At 59.8% G+C, this 20838-nt stretch carries 17 protein-coding genes, 1 tRNA gene and 1 pseudogene; 9 read left to right on the forward strand and 10 right to left on the reverse strand.

What is annotated here, in order from left to right; translation table 11 throughout:
- Positions 1-1113: a glycosyltransferase gene (locus OF122_RS16085; protein WP_264225203.1), complete on the reverse strand. Its 1113-nt coding sequence runs from the start codon at positions 1111-1113 to the stop codon at positions 1-3.
- Positions 1114-1346: 233 nt separating this feature from the next.
- Here OF122_RS16085 and OF122_RS16090 point away from each other — a divergent pair, with 233 nt between their 5' ends.
- Complete coding sequence (locus OF122_RS16090; RefSeq protein WP_264225204.1) at positions 1347-1637, forward strand: co-chaperone GroES; 291 nt, start codon at positions 1347-1349, stop codon at positions 1635-1637.
- Positions 1638-1716: 79 nt separating this feature from the next.
- Positions 1717-3357 carry a chaperonin GroEL gene (groL, locus tag OF122_RS16095; RefSeq protein ID WP_264225205.1) on the forward strand — a complete coding sequence of 547 codons (1641 nt, stop codon included), beginning with the start codon at positions 1717-1719 and terminating at the stop codon, positions 3355-3357.
- A gap of 122 nt (positions 3358-3479) precedes the next feature.
- Here the strand turns inward: groL and OF122_RS16100 are convergent, their stop codons facing one another.
- The gene (locus OF122_RS16100) at positions 3480-4229 is read right to left on the reverse strand and encodes a TSUP family transporter (protein ID WP_264225206.1); all 750 of its coding nucleotides are present in this window, start codon (positions 4227-4229) and stop codon (positions 3480-3482) included.
- A 200-nt stretch (positions 4230-4429) separates the two neighbouring features.
- On the opposite strand from OF122_RS16100, the gene OF122_RS16105 reads away from it, so the two are divergent.
- The gene (locus tag OF122_RS16105; RefSeq protein WP_264225207.1) at positions 4430-4810 is read left to right on the forward strand and encodes a DoxX family protein; all 381 of its coding nucleotides are present in this window, start codon (positions 4430-4432) and stop codon (positions 4808-4810) included.
- Between the two features lie 47 nt (positions 4811-4857).
- Here the strand turns inward: OF122_RS16105 and hisG are convergent, their stop codons facing one another.
- From hisG to hisS, 3 genes are read right to left on the reverse strand one after another with little or no spacing between them, the layout of a single operon-like run.
- Positions 4858-5568: an ATP phosphoribosyltransferase gene (gene hisG, locus OF122_RS16110; RefSeq protein ID WP_264225208.1), complete on the reverse strand. Its 711-nt coding sequence runs from the start codon at positions 5566-5568 to the stop codon at positions 4858-4860.
- Positions 5565-6644 carry an ATP phosphoribosyltransferase regulatory subunit gene (locus OF122_RS16115; protein WP_264225209.1) on the reverse strand — a complete coding sequence of 360 codons (1080 nt, stop codon included), beginning with the start codon at positions 6642-6644 and terminating at the stop codon, positions 5565-5567. The genes hisG and OF122_RS16115 overlap by 4 nt, the downstream gene beginning before the upstream one ends.
- Positions 6644-8179 (reverse strand): histidine--tRNA ligase, encoded by a 1536-nt coding sequence (gene hisS, locus OF122_RS16120; protein WP_264225210.1) that lies wholly within the window; start codon positions 8177-8179, stop codon positions 6644-6646. The genes OF122_RS16115 and hisS overlap by 1 nt, the downstream gene beginning before the upstream one ends.
- A 526-nt stretch (positions 8180-8705) precedes the next feature.
- Here hisS and OF122_RS16125 point away from each other — a divergent pair.
- On the forward strand, positions 8706-8951 hold the full coding sequence (locus OF122_RS16125; protein WP_264225211.1) for a hypothetical protein: 246 nt from the start codon (positions 8706-8708) through the stop codon (positions 8949-8951).
- Between the two features lie 69 nt (positions 8952-9020).
- Here OF122_RS16125 and OF122_RS16130 read toward each other — a convergent pair whose 3' ends face one another.
- Positions 9021-9629 carry a DNA-3-methyladenine glycosylase I gene (locus OF122_RS16130; RefSeq protein ID WP_264225212.1) on the reverse strand — a complete coding sequence of 203 codons (609 nt, stop codon included), beginning with the start codon at positions 9627-9629 and terminating at the stop codon, positions 9021-9023.
- Between the two features lie 127 nt (positions 9630-9756).
- Here OF122_RS16130 and OF122_RS16135 point away from each other — a divergent pair, with 127 nt between their 5' ends.
- Positions 9757-10371 (forward strand): L,D-transpeptidase, encoded by a 615-nt coding sequence (locus OF122_RS16135; protein WP_264225213.1) that lies wholly within the window; start codon positions 9757-9759, stop codon positions 10369-10371.
- Between the two features lie 70 nt (positions 10372-10441).
- Here the strand turns inward: OF122_RS16135 and OF122_RS16140 are convergent, their stop codons facing one another.
- Both OF122_RS16140 and OF122_RS16145 read right to left on the reverse strand, forming a co-directional pair.
- On the reverse strand, positions 10442-10654 hold the full coding sequence (locus tag OF122_RS16140) for a helix-turn-helix domain-containing protein (protein WP_264225214.1): 213 nt from the start codon (positions 10652-10654) through the stop codon (positions 10442-10444).
- A 167-nt stretch (positions 10655-10821) separates the two neighbouring features.
- Positions 10822-10898: transfer RNA gene (locus tag OF122_RS16145), tRNA-His, on the reverse strand.
- Positions 10899-11157: 259 nt separating this feature from the next.
- Between OF122_RS16145 and OF122_RS16150 the strand changes: the two genes are divergently transcribed.
- From OF122_RS16150 to OF122_RS16165, 4 genes are all read left to right on the forward strand, one after another.
- Positions 11158-13557 carry a sensor histidine kinase gene (locus OF122_RS16150; RefSeq protein WP_264225215.1) on the forward strand — a complete coding sequence of 800 codons (2400 nt, stop codon included), beginning with the start codon at positions 11158-11160 and terminating at the stop codon, positions 13555-13557.
- Positions 13558-13604: 47 nt separating this feature from the next.
- Positions 13605-14690: an ABC transporter ATP-binding protein gene (locus OF122_RS16155; RefSeq protein ID WP_264225216.1), complete on the forward strand. Its 1086-nt coding sequence runs from the start codon at positions 13605-13607 to the stop codon at positions 14688-14690.
- A 144-nt stretch (positions 14691-14834) separates the two neighbouring features.
- On the forward strand, positions 14835-15863 hold the full coding sequence (locus OF122_RS16160; protein ID WP_264225217.1) for an extracellular solute-binding protein: 1029 nt from the start codon (positions 14835-14837) through the stop codon (positions 15861-15863).
- Positions 15864-15910: 47 nt separating this feature from the next.
- Complete coding sequence (locus OF122_RS16165) at positions 15911-17572, forward strand: ABC transporter permease (RefSeq protein WP_408636257.1); 1662 nt, start codon at positions 15911-15913, stop codon at positions 17570-17572.
- Positions 17573-17892: 320 nt separating this feature from the next.
- Here the strand turns inward: OF122_RS16165 and OF122_RS16170 are convergent.
- Together OF122_RS16170 and bglA are read right to left on the reverse strand one after the other, a co-directional pair.
- Positions 17893-18894 (reverse strand): annotated as a pseudogene (locus OF122_RS16170) (ABC transporter ATP-binding protein); the annotation flags it as partial.
- Between the two features lie 25 nt (positions 18895-18919).
- On the reverse strand, positions 18920-20602 hold the full coding sequence (gene bglA / locus OF122_RS16175; RefSeq protein ID WP_264225218.1) for a beta-galactosidase BglA: 1683 nt from the start codon (positions 20600-20602) through the stop codon (positions 18920-18922).
- Between the last annotated feature and the right edge of the window lie 236 nt (positions 20603-20838).

Here is a 20838-nt window from a genome sequence, read left to right on the forward strand (position 1 = left end):
CTAGCGCCACGTAAAAATGCGGGTAACCGCGTAGTTGAAAACCACGCTCATAACGGCGCCGGCTATGCCGGCAACGATGAAGTTGGCCATATGGGTTTCAAACAGCACGCTGGCGACCGAGACGTTGGCCAGTGTGCCGAAACTACAGACCAGGTAAAAGCTGAGAAGCCCGACCCAGAACCGACGACCAGTCAGTTTCTTGTCAGCATACGTCAACTCGTTGTTGAGCAGATAATTGGTCGTCATGGCCACAAGAGTTGCGACCAACTGGCTGTTGGCGAAATTGAAATCGAGGACTTCAAAGGCAAAGGTCAGCACTGAAAGGTGGACGACGACGCCCGACGCCCCGACGAGGGAAAACAAGAGAAAGCTGGTGGGCAGGATACCACGGGAAATCTGCGACACGATGAGCCCGAGGAACTGAGCGACGACCAGAGCGCTCATCTTGCTTTCGCCGGCAAAGCGGGGGCGGAAGGTGTAGGGCACTTCGGTGATAACCAGTTTTCGACCGAGCTGACGGTTGCCGGTGGCAATGATGTCGAGCAGTATCTTGAAGCCCTCGCGCGACAGGCGCGGCACGATCTGGTTGAACAGCGACCGGCGGAGCAGAAAAAAGCCGCTCATGGGATCAGATAGAGCTTTGCCGGTGAGAAGCCCCGAAAGCCGGGTTGCCAGCTCGGACCCCTTCTGGCGGCTGGCGGAAAAGCCTTCTTGCGAACTTCCTGCCCCGGTATAGCGTGAACCCACGACGATATCGGCTCCAGCGCGGGCCTGTTCGAGCATCTTGGGTAAGATCGTTTCGTCGTGCTGATGGTCGGCATCGATCACCGCAACAAATTCTGCCGCGGAGGACGCCATCCCTTCGATGCAGGCCGATGACAGGCCGCGCCGCCCTATGCGATGGATGCATCTGACGTGAGGTTTTTGCGTTGCTATCTGTTTGGCCAGATCGGCCGTTCCATCCGGGCTGTTATCGTCAACGACGATGACCTCGAACGTCGTTCCAGCCAGCGCTGCCTCGAGCTTTTCGATGAGCGGGGCGATGTTTTCGCGTTCATTGAAGGTGGGGACGATGACCGACAGGGTCGGCGGGTTCCAATTTTGTGCGGACATCTTTTCCAATTCTGTCATCGTCTCGTCTTTTTATGTCCGCATGAACGTGGCGCATGCAAATCGCGCAACGGCATAACAAGCCCCTGTCCGCGATGCAAAATTTTTTGTGTGCAGCATTCTTGACTCCCGCCCACCCCTCTCCTATCTGCACCGAATGCTGCTAGCACTCTTAACGCTAGAGTGCTAATAGCGGAGGAAATTGCATCTCAACTTCACGTTCCAAAGGAGCGACTATGAGCTTCCGTCCCCTGCATGACCGCGTTGTGGTCCGTCGCGTCGATAGCGAATCCAAAACCGCCGGCGGTATCATCATCCCCGACACTGCCAAGGAAAAGCCCTCTGAGGGCGTTGTCGTTTCCGTCGGCGCCGGAGCCCGCGACGACAGCGGCAAGATCGTTCCGCTCGACGTCAAGGAAGGCGACCGTGTCTTGTTTGGCAAGTGGAGCGGCACCGAAGTCAAGGTTGGCGGCGAAGACCTGCTGATCATGAAAGAGTCCGACATCATGGGCGTGATCGAAGGCTAATCCGGTCGTGCTTCCTACCGGAAGCGCCCCCAAAAACCTTCGGATGCCCTTTTTCATTTTTTTCAAGGAGCAGAATTAAATGGCTGCCAAAGAAGTCAAATTCTCGACCGAAGCCCGCGACAAGATGGTCCGCGGCGTCAACATCCTGGCCAATGCGGTCAAGGTGACGCTCGGTCCCAAGGGCCGCAACGTGGTCATCGAAAAGTCGTTCGGCGCACCGCGCATCACCAAGGACGGCGTGACCGTTGCCAAAGAAATCGAACTCGAAGACAAGTTCGAGAACATGGGCGCGCAGATGCTGCGCACCGTGGCCTCCAAGACCAACGACATCGCCGGTGACGGCACCACGACTTCGACCGTTCTGGCTCAGTCGATCGTCAACGAAGGCGTCAAGGCCGTCGCTGCCGGCATGAACCCTATGGATCTCAAGCGCGGCATCGATCTGGCTGTGACCGAAGTGATCTCGAACCTGGCCAGCAAGGCGGTCAAGATTTCGAACTCTTCGGAAGTCGCTCAGGTCGGCACGATCTCTGCCAATGGCGAAAAGGCCATCGGCGACATGATCGCCAACGCGATGCAGAAGGTCGGCAACGAGGGTGTCATCACCGTCGAGGAAGCCAAGACCGCAGAAACCGAACTCGATGTCGTTGAAGGCATGCAGTTCGACCGCGGTTACCTGTCGCCGTATTTCGTGACCAATACTGAAAAGATGGTCGCCCAGCTCGATGATCCGCTCATCCTGCTGCACGAAAAGAAGCTCTCGAACCTGCAGGCTCTCCTACCCGTGCTCGAAAGCGTCGTTCAGTCCAACCGTCCGCTGCTGATCATTGCAGAAGACGTTGAAGGCGAAGCGCTTGCCACCCTCGTCGTCAACCGTCTGCGTGGCGGTTTGAAGGTCGCTGCCGTCAAGGCTCCGGGCTTCGGCGATCGCCGCAAGGCCATGCTCGAAGACATCGCCATCCTGACCGGTGGCCAGGTGATTTCCGAAGACCTCGGCATCAAGCTCGAGAACGTGACCACCGACATGCTGGGCACTGCCAAACGCGTCGAGATCACCAAGGAAAACACCACCATCGTCGATGGTTCGGGCTCCAAGGACGACATCGAAGGCCGCGTCAACCAGATCAAGGCTCAGATCGAAGAAACCTCGTCGGACTACGACAAGGAAAAGCTTCAGGAACGCCTGGCCAAACTGGCCGGTGGCGTTGCCGTGATCAAGGTCGGCGGTTCGACCGAAGTGGAAGTGAAAGAACGCAAGGACCGCGTCGATGACGCGCTCAATGCGACCCGCGCGGCGGTTGAAGAAGGCATCGTTGCCGGTGGTGGCGTTGCGCTGCTGCGGGCCTCGAACGCTCTGACCGTCAAGGGTGTCAACGCCGACCAGCAGGCCGGCATCGCCATCGTCAAGCGCGCTCTGCAGGAGCCGATCCGTCAGATCGCCAACAATGCTGGCGACGAAGGTTCGGTTGTCGTGGGCAAGATCCTCGACAATGGTTCGGACACGTTCGGCTATGACGCGCAGACGGGCGAATATGGCGACATGATCCAGATGGGCATCATCGATCCCGTCAAGGTCGTGCGTACCGCTCTCGAAGACGCTGCATCGGTCGCTGGCCTCCTGGTTACCACCGAAGCCATGGTCGCCGAGATCCCCAAGGAAGCTGCCCCGGCAATGCCCGGCGGTGGCGGTATGGGCGGCATGGGCGGCATGGATTTCTAATCCAGCGCTCGACGCATCAGGAATTGAGACCTCTCCAGGGTCTCGAACGGGAAGGGCAGTGCTTCGGCGCTGCCCTTTTCGTTTGAATCTTCCCGTTCGTTTCTTAGGCCTGGCCTTGTTCGTTAGGGGAAGAACAGCAGCTTAACCGCGAGGATGATTGAGACCACGATGACCAGAGGGCGGATGATCCTGGCGCCATAGCGGATGCCGGTGACGGCGCCGAGATAGCCACCTATGACCTGACCGCCGGCCATGACGATGGCAACGGGCCAGACAACGTCTCCGGCGATGATAAAAAATAGCAGCGCGGCAAGGTTGGAGGTGACGTTGAGGATTTTGGTGTGGGCCGAAGCACGGGCTGCAGAGAGGCCGAACAGCGCCACGAAAGCCAGCATGAGGAACGACCCTGTGCCCGGGCCGAAAACGCCATCGTAAAAGCCGATCACCAGGGCGAAGACGGGAACGAAGGTTGGAAACTTGAGACGGGCTACGCCGTCGATATCCTTTATCGATGGCGAGAAGGTGAAATAGAGCGCGACGGCGATCACAGCGACGGGGATGAGGACTTCAAGGGCCGAGGTGTCGACCTGCTTGACGATGACGGCGCCGAGCAGAGAGCCCGCGAAGGCCGCGCCAATGGAGGGGACCAGCGAGAGGATCGACACGTAGCCCTTGCGCCAATAGGTCCAGGCGGCCATCGTGGTGCCGACGATGGACTGGGCCTTGTTGGTGGCGATGGCACCCAGCGGCGGTAGACCGGCCCAAAGCAGAGCGGGAATGGTAATCAGGCCCCCGCCGCCGGCGACGGCATCCACAAAGCCAGCGACGACGCCGACGCCGCCCAGCGCCACAAGTACCCAGATATCGTACACGGAAAACTCCAGCCAAATGCAGCGCGTCGAAAGCGCGCTTGCTGGCATGAAGCGGAGGGATTTGCAACTGGATCGGCGATGGACCAGCGATGCATTACATCTGAATTGACGAACAATCTGTCGGTGACGGCTGGGTTTCTCGAAACAGCGGAATGCGGCAGAGTCCGGTCATCGCAAATCACGCACTGGACGCAAAGACCATGAACGCGCTTCAAACCTATCTTCCGACCGTGGGTCGCATCTTTTTGGCTATCATCTTCATCCTCGCCGGCCTGAGCAAAATCACCGCGATCGAGGGCAATGTGGGCTATATGGAAGCTTTCGGAGTTCCGGGCTTTCTGATCTGGCTGGTGATCATCGTCGAAGTGGTTGGCGGTGTCATGCTGGCGGCGGGCTACAAGACCCGGTGGGCCGCTGCAGCTCTGGGCGGCTTCTCTCTCGCCTCTGCCCTGATCTTCCACACCGATTTTTCCAACCAGATGGAAATGACCAACTTTCTCAAGAATCTCGCCATCACGGGCGGCATGCTCTACGTCATCGCCTTCGGGCCAGGGGCGCTGGCCGTCGACATGCGCAAATAGAGGCAAGACGCCGGAGACGAAAAGGGGCCGCGAAAGCGGCCCTTTTTTCATGGCTGGAAGCGCGTGGCGCCGATCGCACCGGCGAGGCGATCAAGGATCGTGCGTTTTCCGTCGTGCCAATTCGCATTGCGGGCGACGAGCAGCAAGGACTCGCTTTTGAGCATTACGCCGTCCTCGAGGATGCGCAGGCCGTTGGCCTTCAGCGTCGAACCGGTCGAGGTGATGTCGACGATGAGATCGGCGGCGCCCGATGCCGGCGCTGCCTCGGTGGCGCCCAGGCTTTCGACGATCCGGTATTCGGCAATACCGTGGGCGGCGAAATGGCGGCGGGTGAGATTGACGAATTTGGTGGCGATCCTAAGCCAGCGGCCATGGCGGGCGCGGAAATCGGCAGCAACGTCGGAAAGGTCGTCCATCGTGGTGACGTCGATCCAGGAATCGGGCACCGCAACCACTGCATCGGCGCGGCCAAAGCCGAGGCGCTTGACGATTTCGACCTGCTGGGGGCCGGTTTCGGCGGTTTCGTGGATCAAGTCCTCGCCGGTGATGCCGATATCGATAGTGCCGCGGATCAGTTCACGAGCGATCTCGGAGGCTGAGAGGAAGCGGACAATCACGTCGGGCATGGCCGCCATTTCGCCCAGATAGGAGCGCGCGCCGCCGGGACGCTCGATGGTCAGACCGGCCTTCTCAAAAATGGCTATCGCTTCTTCCTGAATACGGCCCTTGGAGGGGAGCGCGAGCATGATCGAACTCATGGGCGAACCTCCGCTTCCAGTCTATCCACCCAGACCGCACAACCAACGGCGGGGATGTCTTGGGACGCGCCGAGGCGCCTGAGCAGACGGTCATATTGTCCGCCGGAGACGAGCACCAGCCCCCCTGCCCCAGTGACCTCGAAGGTGATGCCGGTGTAATAATCGAGGCGTGGAGAAAAGCCGGCGTCGAACAGGACCGATTTCGCCTTGAGGCCATCGCGCAATTGGGCTACCCGGCGGCTTGCACCCTGCAGCGCGGTCGTCAGATCAATGCCGGTGGATCGACCGAGAGCATCGATTGCCGCGAGCGATTTATCGGCGGGGCCGGAGATCGCGAGATAATTGCGCAGCAGATCGATGGTCGGGCCGGGAACGTGCTGGGCTTCGAGCGCCTGCTTTTCGAGATAGCGGGCGGCGATTTCCTCGGGTGTCCGGCTTTCGGTGAGGCTCAGCCCGTTGGTGAGCATGAGTTCGCCCACCCAATCGGCAATATCATTGGCCGGAAGCCCGGCCGGTCCAGCCATTGGTGGCCTTGGATCGGCCAGCCGGTCGAGCAGCGCGGACATGGCTTCGGGATGGCCGAAGCGGGCACGAACGCGCGGGCGCCAGACATCGGGCATGTCGCAGGCGGCCAGCACTGTTTCAAACAGGTCGATATCACCGACGCGGACATGGGAGGCGGTCACGCCATAAATGTCGGTGACGGCGCGGGCAAAACCGATCACCTGATCAAGCGCTGCATCGGCATCGGGGAGCGCCAAAAGCTCCATGCCACCCTGATCGAACTGGGCGGGGCCGTCGGTGCGCTGGCGGAAGACCGGACCAAGATAACCATAGGCGGCTGGAGTGGCAGCGCCATTGGCGATGTGGTCGATTGCGATGGGCAGGGTGAAATCGGGGCGCAGACAGAATTCCGAGCCATCCATGCCTTGCGTGAGGATCATGCGTGCACCCAGTTCCTCGCCCGCCAGATCGAAATAGGCGGCTGGGGAGACGAGGATCGGTGGCGCGACAAGAGTGACGCCGGGGGCCGAAACCAGAGCTTCAAGAGCGGCGCGGCGGGCTGCTGCAGTCATTATCCGTTCGCCTTCATCCATGCGGCAACGGCCGGGATCTGTTTGACGAAATCGACCATTTGATCGCGCGGGACAGAATATTGGCCGGGGCGTTCGGTTTTCCAGGCGGTGTTGTCGGTGATCGAGGCGGCGGCTTCGGCGCCAACAGCCAAATCCTTGATCTGCACAACACCCTGCTCGCGTTCGTCGGAACCCTGGATGATGACGGCAGGGGCGTGGCGCTTATCGGCGTATTTCATCTGCTTGCCCATGTTCTTGGAGCTGCCAAGGAACAACTCGGCACGGATGCCCGCAGCGCGCAGTTCGGCGACCATTTTCTGGTAGTCGGCGATGCGGTCCTTTTCCATGACGGTGACGACGACGGGGCCGGTGACCGGGGCGGCATCGAGATTGCCGGTGAGTTTGAGCGCCGAAGCGAGGCGCGAGACGCCGATTGAAAAGCCGGTGGCGGGCGTGTGCTCGTTGCGAAAGCGCGAGACGAGGCCGTCATAGCGGCCGCCGCCGCCGACCGAGCCGAACACGACGTCCTGGCCCTTTTCGTTCTGAACGGTGAAGGTCAATTCGATTTCGAAGACCGGGCCGGTATAATATTCGAGGCCGCGGACCACGGATGGGTCGATCTTGATGCGGTCGGCACGATAGCCAGCGGAGGCGAAAAGCGCGGCCATCGATTGCAGTTCAGAAAAGCCTTCGGCGAAGGCTTGTGTGATCTTGAATTTGGCCAGCGCAGGTGTCTTAAACTCGGCGTCCAAGAACCCGTCGGGCCCAGCGTCTGCCTCAAGGTCGACCAAATCATCGAGCCGCTCGGAGCTCATCATTTCGATAACGGCTTGGGCCTGATCCGGGTAGAGCCTTGCACCCTCGGTAAAATCCCCACTCTCATCCTTACGACCCTCGCCCAATAGAAGCCGAACGCCTTCAGGGCCGAACTTGTCCAACTTGTCGATGGCCCGCAACACTGTCAGCTTCTGAGCCTCATCAACAACGCCGATGGCCTGCATCACGCCGTCGAGCACCTTGCGGTTGCTGACGCGGACGACGTACTTGCCGGCAAGACCTAGGGCATCCATGGTGTCGGCCATCATCATGCACATTTCCGCATCCGATTCCGGGCCGCCGGCGCCCACGGTATCAGCGTCGAACTGCATGAACTGGCGGAAGCGGCCGGGGCCGGGCTTTTCGTTGCGGAACACCCAGCCCTGCCGGTAGGAGCGGAAGGGCTTGGGCAGGTCCTGATAGTTCTGGGCGAAGTAGCGGGCGAGCGGCGCCGTCAAATCGTAGCGCAGGCTCATCCACTGATCGTCATCGTCCTGCACGGAAAACACCCCGGCATTGGGGCGGTCCGTGTCGGGGAGAAACTTGCCCAGGGTTTCGGTGTATTCGAAAAACGGGGTCTGGATGGGATCGAAGCCGTAGCGCTCGTACACATGGCGGATTTTGGCGACCATCTGTTCGATGGCGGCGAGGTCTGCGGGTTCGGAGTCGACAAAACCGCGCGGCAGGCGCGGCTCGATGAGCGCTGAATTCTTGGCCATGAGTTTGGTCCCTGAAGTCCCTAGAATACGGGGCTTTTGCAATACGCGCCGTTCCTAAACGATATGCCGTTTGGAGACAAGGCAAGGGAGCACTGTTGCCATTAAGCCACAGGCAAACGGCAAGTGCGACATCCCGTCACATCAGGGGTTGGCGATCACGGATTCGTTAGCTAGAAGTTCGGCGTCTTCAACACGAACCTCTTAAGGGAGGCGTTCCTATGACAGCATTCGCAAACGTCCTCACCCGCGGTGTTGAAGCCTACGGTCGGTCCCTGGGCCGCCGTCTCAATCGCACCGGCGTCAAAGCCTGACACCGAACTTTGCGGTAATCGGGTCGTCCTACTCGGCCTGATCTTCAAAAACACCCCCAAAGCCAACCAATCCTGACGACAGCACATCTGCGTCCTGCCGCCCGGATTCCAACCAGACTTAACCTTTGGACGCGTTTCCGGGCCGGATGAACCGACTCCGAAAATGTCTCCAGCAACATGGAGCCAGTGCGCCTTTGCGCGCCTGGGTGACGACGATGTCGCACGTAAATATGCAAGTGGAAGGCGCTATCCTGCGCATTTCCGTCGATACACTGGTGGCAGAACACGGCAAATGGCGCGTGGTAATGGCCGCCATCAAGGCAATGGTTCGCGGCAGGCGCCGGGTACAAACGGTCCGCCCGCAAGACTTGCCCAATTCGGTCCGCGCCGACATAGGGCTGCCAACTGTCGTGGACCCGCCTAGAATGCCGACGGTGATGATGGTCTTTGCACGGCCATAACCGTCGGCGAATTAACGGGACGCAAGCTTTGGGCCTTTCCGCATTGACAGCGGGAAGGCCTAAATATCTTCAGGGGCGCACAAATTGGGCACGCTGCGCCTCGATAGGGCCGCGGCAGTGGCATTCCTCCATATGGTCATTGACCATGCCCATGGCCTGCATGAAGGCATAACAGGTGGTCGGGCCGACGAAGGAAAAGCCGCGCTTTTTAAGGTCTTTCGAGAGTGCGATCGAGGCCGGGGCCGTACCGATGGTGCGCAAGGTATCCCAGGAATAATCAGCTGGACGATCGGCAGCGGACGGCTCGAAACGCCAGAAATAGGCCGCAAGCGAACCGAACTCACTGCGCAGTTCCTGGGCGCGGCGGGCATTGTTGATGGTCGAAACGATTTTGCCCCGGTGGCGCACGATGCCCGCATCAGCCAGGAGGCGGTCGATATCGGGCTCGTCGAAAGCGGCGACCCTCTCGATATCGAAGCCAGCGAAGGCAGCGCGGAAATTTTCGCGTTTTTTCAGGATGGTGAGCCAGGAGAGGCCCGACTGAAAGCCTTCAAGGCAAAGCTTTTCAAAAAGGCGCGTGTCGTTGGTGACCGGATAGCCCCATTCGGTATCGTGATAGGATTGGTAAAGCGGATCGCTGCCAGCCCAGGGGCAGCGCACGGGAGCGGCATCTGTCATGGAATCGTCTCGCTGAAGCATTTGGATAACCATAGCCCTAGAGCAAGATTTAACCATCCCATTTGACTCAATCTTTGCCGATTAAGGACAGGATCGCTCTTGTTTTCAAGCTCGACACGAGGCGCCGATGATCCGTATGACCGTTGCCCTAATTGCCGTCTTCATGCTTGCCGCGACCGCGCAGGCCGGCCCGGGCTATCGTGGGTATCTCAACGCCATGTTCGGGCCACCGCCGGGGATGGTTTTGACGCCAGATGAGCCCCAGACCCTGCTCGAATATCAGACGGACTATGTCAGCCATCCGATGTGGCTGCGGCAAGTTGTCAATTACCGGACCAGCGAAGCGCCGGGCACGCTGATTGTCGATACGCGCCGGCATTTTTTGTTTCTGGTCATGCCGAACGGGCGGGCCATGCGGTATGGAATCGGAGTGGCGCGGACCGGGTTCGAATGGAGCGGAACGCATCGGGTGAGTGCCAAGCGCGAATGGCCGAGTTGGACACCGCCGGCCGAAATGCATGCTCGCCAGCCGGGGCTGCCTAGGTTCATGCCGGGAGGCCCGAACAATCCGATGGGCGCCCGGGCGCTCTATCTGGGTTCGACCCTCTATCGCATCCACGGAACAAACGAGCCGTGGAGCATCGGGCGGTCGGTCTCATCGGGGTGTATCCGCATGACCAATGAGGATATAATCGATCTCTATGGTCGCGTCCCCGTCGGGGCCAAGGTCATCGTGGTCTAGGCACCGGCAACCTGGTCGCCGGGCCAAGAGCTTGTCATTATGATTCCGAAGCGGTTGTCACGCTTTCGGTTCAGGCCGCGTGGGGAATGTTGAACCCCTTGTCGGCATAGTCCTTGAGTTTGTTCCGAACCGTGCGGATCGAAAGCCCGAGGATTTGAGCGGCACGGGTGCGATTGCCATTGGTCTGCCGGAGGGTGGCGAGAATCAGCGTTCTTTCCACTTCGGCAATCGGCAACCCAACCATGGCCTCCGCCAGGTCGGCGTTTGGAGCAAAGTCGTACACTGCACGTCCTTTCTGAGCCCCCATACGCTTGGCTTACCGCTTAAGGGTCATCCCTTATGGTTAACAAAGCCCTAACAGCAGAGCGATCACGGACGGTTTTGATTAACCTATGACAGCCAGACGACCGCGCACGTGCCTACCGTGTCATCTTGCTGGAAAAAGAGAAATGGTACCGTCGCCCCGGATCGAACGGGGGACCTCTAGATCCACAATCTAGCGCTCTAACCAACTGAGCTACGACGGCACGGTGACGCGGACGTTATGACGCTTATGGCAGCGTCGTCCCGAAACGCGGCGGAACATAGGTCGAGATGACGGCAATGACAAGTGCGGTTGTGCCAAGATCGGCAGGTTTTTTGATGGCGGGATGCGAGCTGACCTTAACCATTTCCAACCTTTGAGCGGGCAAGAATGGTGCAAGACATGGACCGGCTCGCCAAGTCCCTATATTTAAGGTTTCGTCAACCATCGACCCGGACCGGGACGAGGCGGGGCATACGGACATGACCATGACGCTCGACTGGACAAGCGCAGAACAGGCTCAAAGCGTAACGCGGTACGAGGACGACCCGCGTCCGGCCTGGCTATGGCCGGTCGACAGCTCACAGCCGGTCTGGACCAATCGGGCCGCGGGGCTGTTTGGTGCGAAGATCAAGGGCGACGGAGTCAAGGCGGCGGAGCCCGCTGTGCCGATCAAGGGCCAGATCGCCCGTATCGTGCGGCTGGGCCTTATGGGGCGGCCAACGCTGTCGCGCATGCAGTTTCTGGCCGGGCGCAAGCCGCTCTCGGCAACCTGTCACTGCACACCGCTGCGGCTGGGCGACGACAAGCTCTATCTGCTGGTTGTGGGAGTGGATCCGATCGGGGAAGAGCTTCTGGCCGCGGCGGAACCGCGCGCCGAACGCCATGAGGAAATTGCGCCCGCAGAACCGATGGTCGAACTCGCGGCGCCTCAAGTGCCTGACGATGATGCCGATGCGCAGGACGCGACGACGGTACCAGATGCCCTTGAGGAGGAAGATATCGAACAGGAAGGGCTTGCGGCACTTGTCGACAAGCTGGCCGGGCACGAGCATCTTTTCGATCCTCTCGATGCGGACGATGACGCCCCGTTTTCAGGACAGGTGCCCGGCCGCGACTACGCAGAGATCGCCTTTGACGAAGTGGTCGAGGCGGCGGAGGGCGAGGATCGGTCCGATTGGGACGAGGAAGACCCTGCCGCGCTCGAAGAGGCCGCATTTGCCGCCGATGGCAGCAATGAGGAGGGTTCGGCACGTGCAGGGTTGTGGCAGATTACGGGGCGCGGGCTGACTATCTCGCCCATCGTCTATGAAGAGGAAGAATCCGAATCGCAGGCCGAACAGGCGGACGAGGCGGCGGCGTCCGATGTCAGCGAGCAGAGCACGCGATACAATTTCGACGAACTTTCGCGTATCCTCAACGAGCGGGTTAACCGCGACGATCCAACCCCACTGCCCCCCCTGTCCCTAAGGCCGCAGCGGTCCGGCGGAGAGTTGGTGGCGTTGAGCGAAGAAGCGCTGGTGCTTAATCGGTTGCCGATCGGCATTCTGATCTTCCGCGATCAAGACATTTTGTTTGCCAACCGCGCGCTGGTCGATCTGACCGGTTACGAAAACGCCACCACGCTGCGCAGCCTTGGTTTGTCGGCGATCTTTCCCACGGTGGATGGCGGCGAGCCGGCAGGACCGGTCAGCCATCTGTTGCGCCGGGACGGCGAAAAGGTCGCGGTCAACGCCCGGCTCAACGCCATCACCTGGCAGGGCCGTCCCGGGTTCATGCTCTCGGCCAGGGCCAACGATATCGAACCGCTGCGCGAGGCGGAAGTGGGCCAGTTCGCCGCGCTCTGGGCAAAGGTCGCAAATTTTGATTTCGTCACAGCAGACCGGGCGGGACTGATTGCCAGCTTTGAAGGCAGCGGGGATGACGAATCCGATGTCGAAATCGGAACGCCGATAACCAATCTGATTGCGCAAAGTGAATACTCGGCGTTGCACCAGTTTCTCAGCCTGCCGGCGCGCTATGCCGGTGGCGTGCGGCCCGCGATCTCGCTCAAGGGAAAACGTGCCGGGCACACGCTGACGCTTTTTGCCGAAGGACGGGCAGGCATCATATCGGGTTATTTCGGCCTGCTCGGCCCCCTCGAAGCCAAGGCTGCCGGCACAGGGCGGTCGCGTAGCGGGCTACCGGCCGCGACGCTGAGCCGGATCACGCGCGGGCTGCGCCGCCCGCTCAATACCATTTCGGGCTTTTCCGAATTGATCGCGTCAGAATCCTTTGGTCCGCTGGCCAATGCGCGCTATCTCGAATATGCGCGCGACATCCGTGCGGCGAGCGGGGAGATCGGCGATCTGGCCGATGAACTCGACGATTATGTCAGACTTGCCGAGGGCGAGTTGGCACTCTCCCCCACCGACGTCGATATTGGAACCCTCCTGGCAGAGTCCCTTGTGCGGGTGCGGGGCGCTGCGGGAAAAGCCCGGGTGTTGCTGCGCAGCGCGATAAGCGAGCGGCTGCCCCATGTGCGGGTCGATGCGGCAACGCTCAAACAGGCGGTGCTCAACATGCTCGCCAGTGCCATAAGCGAGGGCAGCGAAGGCTCCAAGGTGGTGCTGTCGGGACAGGTCGAGGACGATGGCTCGGTCTCGATCCATGTGCGTGACACCGCCAAGGCACCCAACGCACTAGCTGAGCGCTTCATGGTTTTTCGTGACGGGGTGGCAGCGGACGGCAGCGAACGCAAGCCGACCCAATCGAGCATCGGGCTGACGCTGACCCGATCCCTCGTGGCTGTGAATGCCTGCTCGCTGAGTCTTGCTCCAGCAAGCGAGAGCGGCACATTAATGACGCTGACCATTCCGGCCAGCCTTGTGGTCAAGGGCTGAGACACACTGCTTGACAAGCACCGGCTTACTCGGCCTTAACTCGCCTTATGAGCAAGCCCGAGCCGATCCTGAAGATTGACAACGTTTCGCGCCATTTCGGCATCATCGCAGCCCTCGATGGCGTTTCCTTCGAGATTGCGCCGGGGGAGATTGTTTGTCTGGTCGGGCATTCGGGTTGTGGGAAGTCGACCCTTTTGCGCGTGATTTCAGGCGTCGAGAAGATCGACGGAGGCACCGTTGTTCTGGCCGGCAAGACAGTGAGCGGGGGACATGTATTCGTCGAGCCAGAGAACCGTAATATCGGTTTCATGTTTCAGGATTACGCGCTTTTTCCGCACCTGACGGCGCGGCAGAATATCGGCTTCGGGCTCAGGGGAATGAGCCGAAAGGACGCCATGGCGCGCGTCGATGACATCATTTCACGGCTGGGGATCGGAGCGCTTGCCGAACGTTATCCGCATATGCTTTCGGGAGGCGAACAGCAGCGCATAGCGCTGGCTCGCGCTCTGGCTCCCCAACCACGAATACTGCTGATGGACGAGCCATTTTCCAACCTCGACCGTGGATTGCGCGACACGATACGGCACGAGACCCTGACGCTGTTGCGAGGATTGGGAACGACGGCGATCATAGTGACACACGACCCCGAAGAAGCGCTGGCCATCGGCGACAAGGTGGTTCTGATGCACAAGGGCAAGGTTATCGAAAGCGGGACTGGAGACGCCATCTACAGCTTCCCCCAGACCGCTTACGCCGCAGCATTCTTCTCGCAGGTCAACCGCATTCCGGCGCGGCGTTCGGGCGATTGGCTCGACAGTGCGCTGGGCCGGTTTCCGGCACCGTGCGGCAGCTCGGGCCCGGTACAGCTCTTCATCCGCCCCCAGGCCCTAACCCTGACCGTGAATGGAACTGTAGCAACAGTAAGCGCGCGGGTTTTGCTTGGCGAGATTGAAGAGGTCACTCTCGAAGTTGCCGGCCTTGACGATCCGCTGATCATGCGCACCAGCGCCCAACGCGGCCTCCAAGTGGGCCAAAGCGTCACGATAGGGGTGGACGCAAAAGACGTGCTGGTGTTCGCCGCCGATGAAACGGCGCGTTCTGCCCTGCCGCGCGGCTCGCTGGCGGCAGAATAATTTATTGAAAGATCAGCAGGTTAGAACCACTCTAAACTACATTTGAAATTTCTTGACACACGCGATCAGCTATGAGTATTGCGCCTCATGGGCGCGTTTTGGCCTTTGGCGCCCTTGATGACACACACCAAGGGAAACACCCAAATGACACGATTTCTAAAGATTTTTTCGACAGCCGGCCTTCTGGCGCTGGGTGCCGCGGTTCCTGCGCTGACCCAAGAGGTCAATATCTACACCACTCGCGAACCGGGTCTGATTCAACCGATCCTCGACGCGTTTACCGCTGAAACCGGTGTTGCCGTCAATACCGTCTTTTTGCAGGATGGATTGATCGAACGTGTTTCAGCCGAAGGCGAAAGCTCCCCCGCCGATATCCTGATGACTGTCGATTTTGGCGCTCTGATCGATCTGGTCGATGCCGGGCTTACCCAACCGATCGATTCTGAAGTGCTCGAAGGCGCCGTTCCTGAAGCGTTGCGCGATCCCGATGGTAATTGGTTTGCACTGTCCGGTCGGGCGCGCGTGCTCTATGCCGCCAAGGATCTCGATCTCGACAGCTTTACCTATGAACAGCTGGACGATGAGGAATGGCGCGGTCGGCTGTGCATTCGCTCGGGCCAGCATCCATACAACACGGCGATGTTTGCCGCCTATATGGCAAAATACGGCGAAGAGGAAACCCGCAGCTGGCTTGAAGGCATCAAGGCCAATCAGGCTCGCGTTGCCGCCGGTGGCGATCGCGACGGGGCACGTGATATTGCCGCCGGTATTTGCGACATCGCCATCGGCAATTCCTACTATGTGGGCCTGATGACATCGGGCGCCGGCGGCGAAGAGCAGCAGGCCTGGGCCGAAGAAATGAAGGTTATTCTGCCGACTTTCGAGAACGGCGGTACTCTGGTCAATATCTCGGGTGCCGGGTTGGCGGCCCATGCGCCAAATCGTGAGGAAGCCATCCAGCTCCTCGAATATCTTGTGTCCGATGATGCCCAGAAGCTCTATGCAGAAGCCAATTTCGAGTACCCGGTCTCCGCATCGGCCGAGGTGCACCCGATTATTGCCGCCTTCGGCGAACTTGAAGCTGATGATCTCTCTCTGACCGAAGTGCTGCCGTTCCGCACACGGGCCAGCGAGTTGGTCGATGAAGTCAACTTCGACACTTTCGAAAACTAGGACAAGCGCGGCGGGGTCAACCCGCCGCGTCTTCCTTGATGATGGCCATGGCTGCAAGCCGTCCCGCAGGGCGGCAACGGATCAGACTTTCCCTTTGGGCCGCGCTGGCATTTTCCGCCGCGGCTCTTGCGCTGTTGCCAGTGGCAACAATCGCGGTTACCGCGATGGCCGATACGGGCACGCTGTGGTCACATGTTCTGACCAATATCCTGCCGCAGGCGGCCTGGAATACAGGCGTTTTGTTGCTCGGTACCGGTATCATCGCGACCTGTGTAGGTACGGGAGCAGCATGGCTGGTTTCGGCCTATGATTTTCGCGGGCGGGCGGTGCTCGAATGGGCTCTGTTGCTGCCTCTGGCCGTACCTACCTACATCATGGCCTATGCCTATCTCGACGTTTTGAGCCCACTGGGACCCATTCAAGGCGCTATCCGCTGGGTGCTGGGCTATTCGAGCCCGCGCGATTTCAGGCTTCCCGATATCCGTGCCATGTGGGGGGCCATCGGTGTGTTCGGTTTCGTTCTCTACCCGTACGTCTATCTGACGACGCGCGCGATGTTTCTGACCCAGGCTGCCAATCTCGTGGAGGTTTCCCGGACACTGGGGGTGGGGCGAAACGGCGTATTCTGGCGCGTGGCGCTGCCCCTGGCCCGCCCGGCAATTGCCATTGGCGTATCGCTGGCGCTGATGGAAGCACTAAACGATGTGGGCGCTGCGCAGTTTCTGGGTATCCGTACGCTGACGGCCTCGGTCTATACCACATGGATCGTGCGAACTGATCTGGCCGGGGCGGCACAGATCGCCATCGCCATGCTCACGGTCGTCGTCGCGCTGATCGTTTTCGAGCGCTGGGCACGCCGCAACCAGCGCTTTGCGGCCAGCGCCCAACGAGCAAGGCCCATGCCACCCCGGAAGTTGGCTGGTCTGAAGGGGCTGGGAGCCTTTGCGCTGGGTTTTCTGCCAATCCTGATCGGGTTTGTAGGACCGGCCATCTATCTGGCCATCGCTGCGGTCAGACGGATCGAATTTGCGGGCTTTTCTCCAGCGCTTGTGAGGGCGGCAATCAATACAATCTCGATCTCGGCAATGGCCACTGCGGTGGTTCTGGTGCTGGGATTTGCCATTGCGTACGCCGCACGGCTGCAGCCGGGACGCAAGACCGCAATTGCCGCGCGGATTGCGACGCTGGGCTACGCGGTCCCCGGTACGGTTTTGGCCATTGGTATTCTGATCCCGGTGGCCGCTTTCGATCGCACACTGGACGGACTGATGCGCGATTGGATCGGGATTTCAACCGGACTATTGCTTCTCGGATCGGGCGCAGCGCTGATCTATGCCTATACGGCGCGGTTTCTGGCGATTTCGGCGGGTGGTATCGAAGCGGGGCTAAGCCGGATCCCGACATCCTATGATCACGCGGCGCGTACGCTGGGGCAGAGCGCTACGGGTACCCTATTTCGCGTGCATCTGCCCCTATCGCGCACAGCGCTGACCGCGGCAGGGCTCCTGGTCTTCGTTGACTGCATGAAAGAATTGCCGGCAACCCTACTATTGCGGCCGCTCAATTTCGAGAGCCTAGCAACGCTGCTCTATGGCGAAGCAGCGCGCGGAACGTACGAAGACGCGGCGCTGGCCGCGCTCATCATCGTCGCTATCGGCATTTTGCCGGTGGTGCTTTTGGCAAGGACCGGACGTCCGAACGCCAGATAAGCCGGTCGCTCACGGATCAAATTCGCTTTTCCAAGTAGTCGCGAATTTGATCCAGATCCCTGTCTTCTGCCGGGCTATGCCTTGGGCTTGGCCGGAGCCTTGCGAACCGGCGCTTTTCTGGCAGTGGTGGATTTGACGGTGCCGGCCTTGGGAGTTGCGGTCTTCGATTTGGCCGTAGCGTTCCGCGCCGGTTTGGCTGGCATTGCGACAGCGCCCGCCGAACCCACCACGCCCTCGTCGGGCTTACCTTCTTCGGTCGGGTTAGCAGGCGTCGCCGACTTTGCGCTACCAGGATTAGCCCGCGCGGCAACGCCGCCAGTGATGGGCTGACCGACTTCATCGAAAAGATGGAAGAGGTCGCCTTTGGGCTTGAAGCTGATCTGGGCTCCGGCCTTATACGGCGTCTTGCCTTCCTGACGAATAATGACCGCATCTTCCTCGCCGATATCGACATAGATGAAGCTGTCGGAACCAAGGTCTTCGGCATAGATGACCTTGCCCGACCAGGCGCCGTTGCCGTTGGGCACGATCTCCATGTGCTCTGGACGCACACCGACCGTCGCGGCCTTGTAGGAGGTGGCGTTCTTGCCGGTGAGAAAGTTCATCTTCGGCGAGCCGATGAAGCCCGCAACAAAGAGCGATTGGGGCTGATCGTAAAGCTCCATAGGCGTGCCCACCTGCATCACGACGCCATCCTTGAGCACCACGATGCGGTCGGCGAGCGTCATGGCCTCGACCTGATCGTGGGTGACGTAGATCATTGTGGTGCCGGGCAGTGATTCCTTTAGCTTGGCTATCTCCATGCGGGTCGCGACACGAAGGGCAGCGTCAAGATTGGAGAGCGGTTCGTCGAACAGGAAGACCTGCGGATTGCGTACAATGGCGCGACCGATGGCGACACGCTGGCGCTGACCGCCCGAAAGCGCCTTGGGGAGCCGTTCGAGATAAGGGCCCAGCTGGAGCATTTCTGCTGCGGCTTCGACCTTCTTTTTGATCTCGTCCTTGGGGGTGCGGGTGAGTTTGAGCGAATAAGCCATGTTGTCGAACACGGTCATATGCGGATAAAGCGCATAGGACTGGAACACCATCGAGATGCCGCGCTTGGAGGGGGCAACGTCATTGACGACGCGACCGCCGATTTCCAGCGTGCCGGAGGAAATCGTCTCGAGCCCCGAGATGGTACGCAAAAGGGTCGACTTGCCACAACCCGAGGGGCCGACGAAGACGATGAACTCACCCGACTTGATGTCGAGATTTATATCCTTGAGCACTTCGACATTGCCGTAGCGCTTGTAAAGATTACTAATCTGCAGGTCAGACATCATCCCTCCCCTGGGCACTTTGCCCTTAATTTATGCGTCCAATATAGGCTCCGAACGGGCCGAAACTCAACCGATTGCCCTCCAACTGCGCATCGGCGCCCGGTGCGCCGGCATCTTCGAGAAGCAAACCCTCCGGCAGATCGACAATTGTTGGCTCGACGCCCATGTTAAAGGCGCAGAACAGTTTGTCTTCGCCCACCGCGCGCGTGAAGGCCAGAACGGTATCGGGCATTCCCTCGACCAGTTCGAGATTGCCCTTGATCAGGACCGGATGCTCGCGTCGGAAACGCAAGATGGCGCGATAGAGAGACAGAATTGAATTGGCGACATTGTCCTGCTGGTCAACTGCATAGGGCAGATGCTGGGCCGGCACGGGCAGCCATGTGCGGTTGGCCGTGGAAAACCCACCATTGCGGACGTGGGACTGCCAGACCATCGGCGTGCGGCAGCCGTCGCGGCCCTTGAACTCGGGCCAGAACTCAATGCCGTAAGGATCAACAAGATCGTCATAGGCGATCTCGGCCTCGGTGAGACCGAGTTCCTCGCCCTGATAGAGACAGACCGAACCACGCATGGTCAGAAGCAGCAGCGCAGCCTGTCGCGTCAAGCGATCCTCGAAACCGTGCGGTGCCCAGCGACTGACATGGCGGACGACGTCGTGGTTTGAAAATGCCAGGCAAATCCAGCCATCGGGAGCCTTCTCCTGCGTCAGGCGAAGTGCGTCACGGAAATGGGCGGCAGTATATTCGCCACCAAGATAGTCAAAAGTATAGCACATATGCAGCTTATCGGTGCCCGAGGTGTATTGGGCCATGATTTCGAGCTGGTGCTGGGCGTCACCGATTTCGCCAACTGCCGTGGTGCCGGGATATTCATCGAGCAGCCCACGCACACGCTGGAGGAAGGCAATGTTTTCCGGCTGGCTCTTGTCGTAGAGGTGTTCCTGAAGGTTGTAGGGATTGACTGCCGGCGCGGTTGACGCGTTGTAGTCTTCGGGCCGGACGGGCGGATTGTTTTCGAGCCCCTGAGAATGAAAATAGAAATTGACGGTATCGAGCCGGAACCCATCGACGCCGCGTTCGAGCCAGAAGCGCATTTCGCCCAGCAACGCATCCTGAACCGCAGGGTTGTGAAAGTTGAGATCGGGCTGGGAAACCAGGAAATTGTGCAGGTAATACTGCATGCGCCGGCCGTCCCAATGCCAGCCTGAGCCGCCAAATATCGAGAGCCAGTTGTTAGGTGGGCTGCCATCGGGTTTGGGATCTGCCCAGACATACCAATCGGCCTTTTCATTGGTGCGCGACAGGCGGCTTTCGGCAAACCAGGGATGGCGGTCCGAGGAATGCGAGATTACCTGATCAATGATGACTTTCAGGCCGAGGGAATGGGCCTTTTCAAGCAGCCGGTCAAAATCTTCGAGCGAACCGAAGGTCGGGTCGATGTCGCGATAGTTCGAGACGTCGTAGCCGAAATCCTTCATGGGCGAGGTGAACACCGGCGAGAGCCAGATTGCATCGACTCCCAGATCGGCGACGTATTCGAGCCGTGATGTTATGCCCACCAGATCGCCCACGCCGTCGGTGTTGTTGTCTTGAAACGAGCGCGGGTAAATCTGATAGATCACAGCGCCACGCCACCAATCCCTTGCGGCGGATGACGTATCTTCGGGATGCACGAACTGGCGTGACTCGGTCGCAAAATAACTCATCGCCGAGCGATTTCCCCCTAAGCGTGGATGCGGCAAGGTTGGTGCCCTGCCCGCAGATATAAAGCCCTAACTTCGCGGCGCCCTCAAGCACCCGCCAAACGCCTTTATTGCTTGTATCCAAAACGTTTTGGCTTAGAATCCTTACGCTGGTGGCCCGCCTGGCGTCAACCGGGTCTTGCATTGTCTCGCGCAATATTGTGCAAGGAGTGGTAACAGCCCTCTGCGCGACAAGCCAA

Source organism: Pelagibacterium flavum (assembly GCF_025854335.1).
In the GTDB taxonomy this organism is placed as follows: Bacteria; Pseudomonadota; Alphaproteobacteria; order Rhizobiales; family Devosiaceae; genus Pelagibacterium; species Pelagibacterium flavum.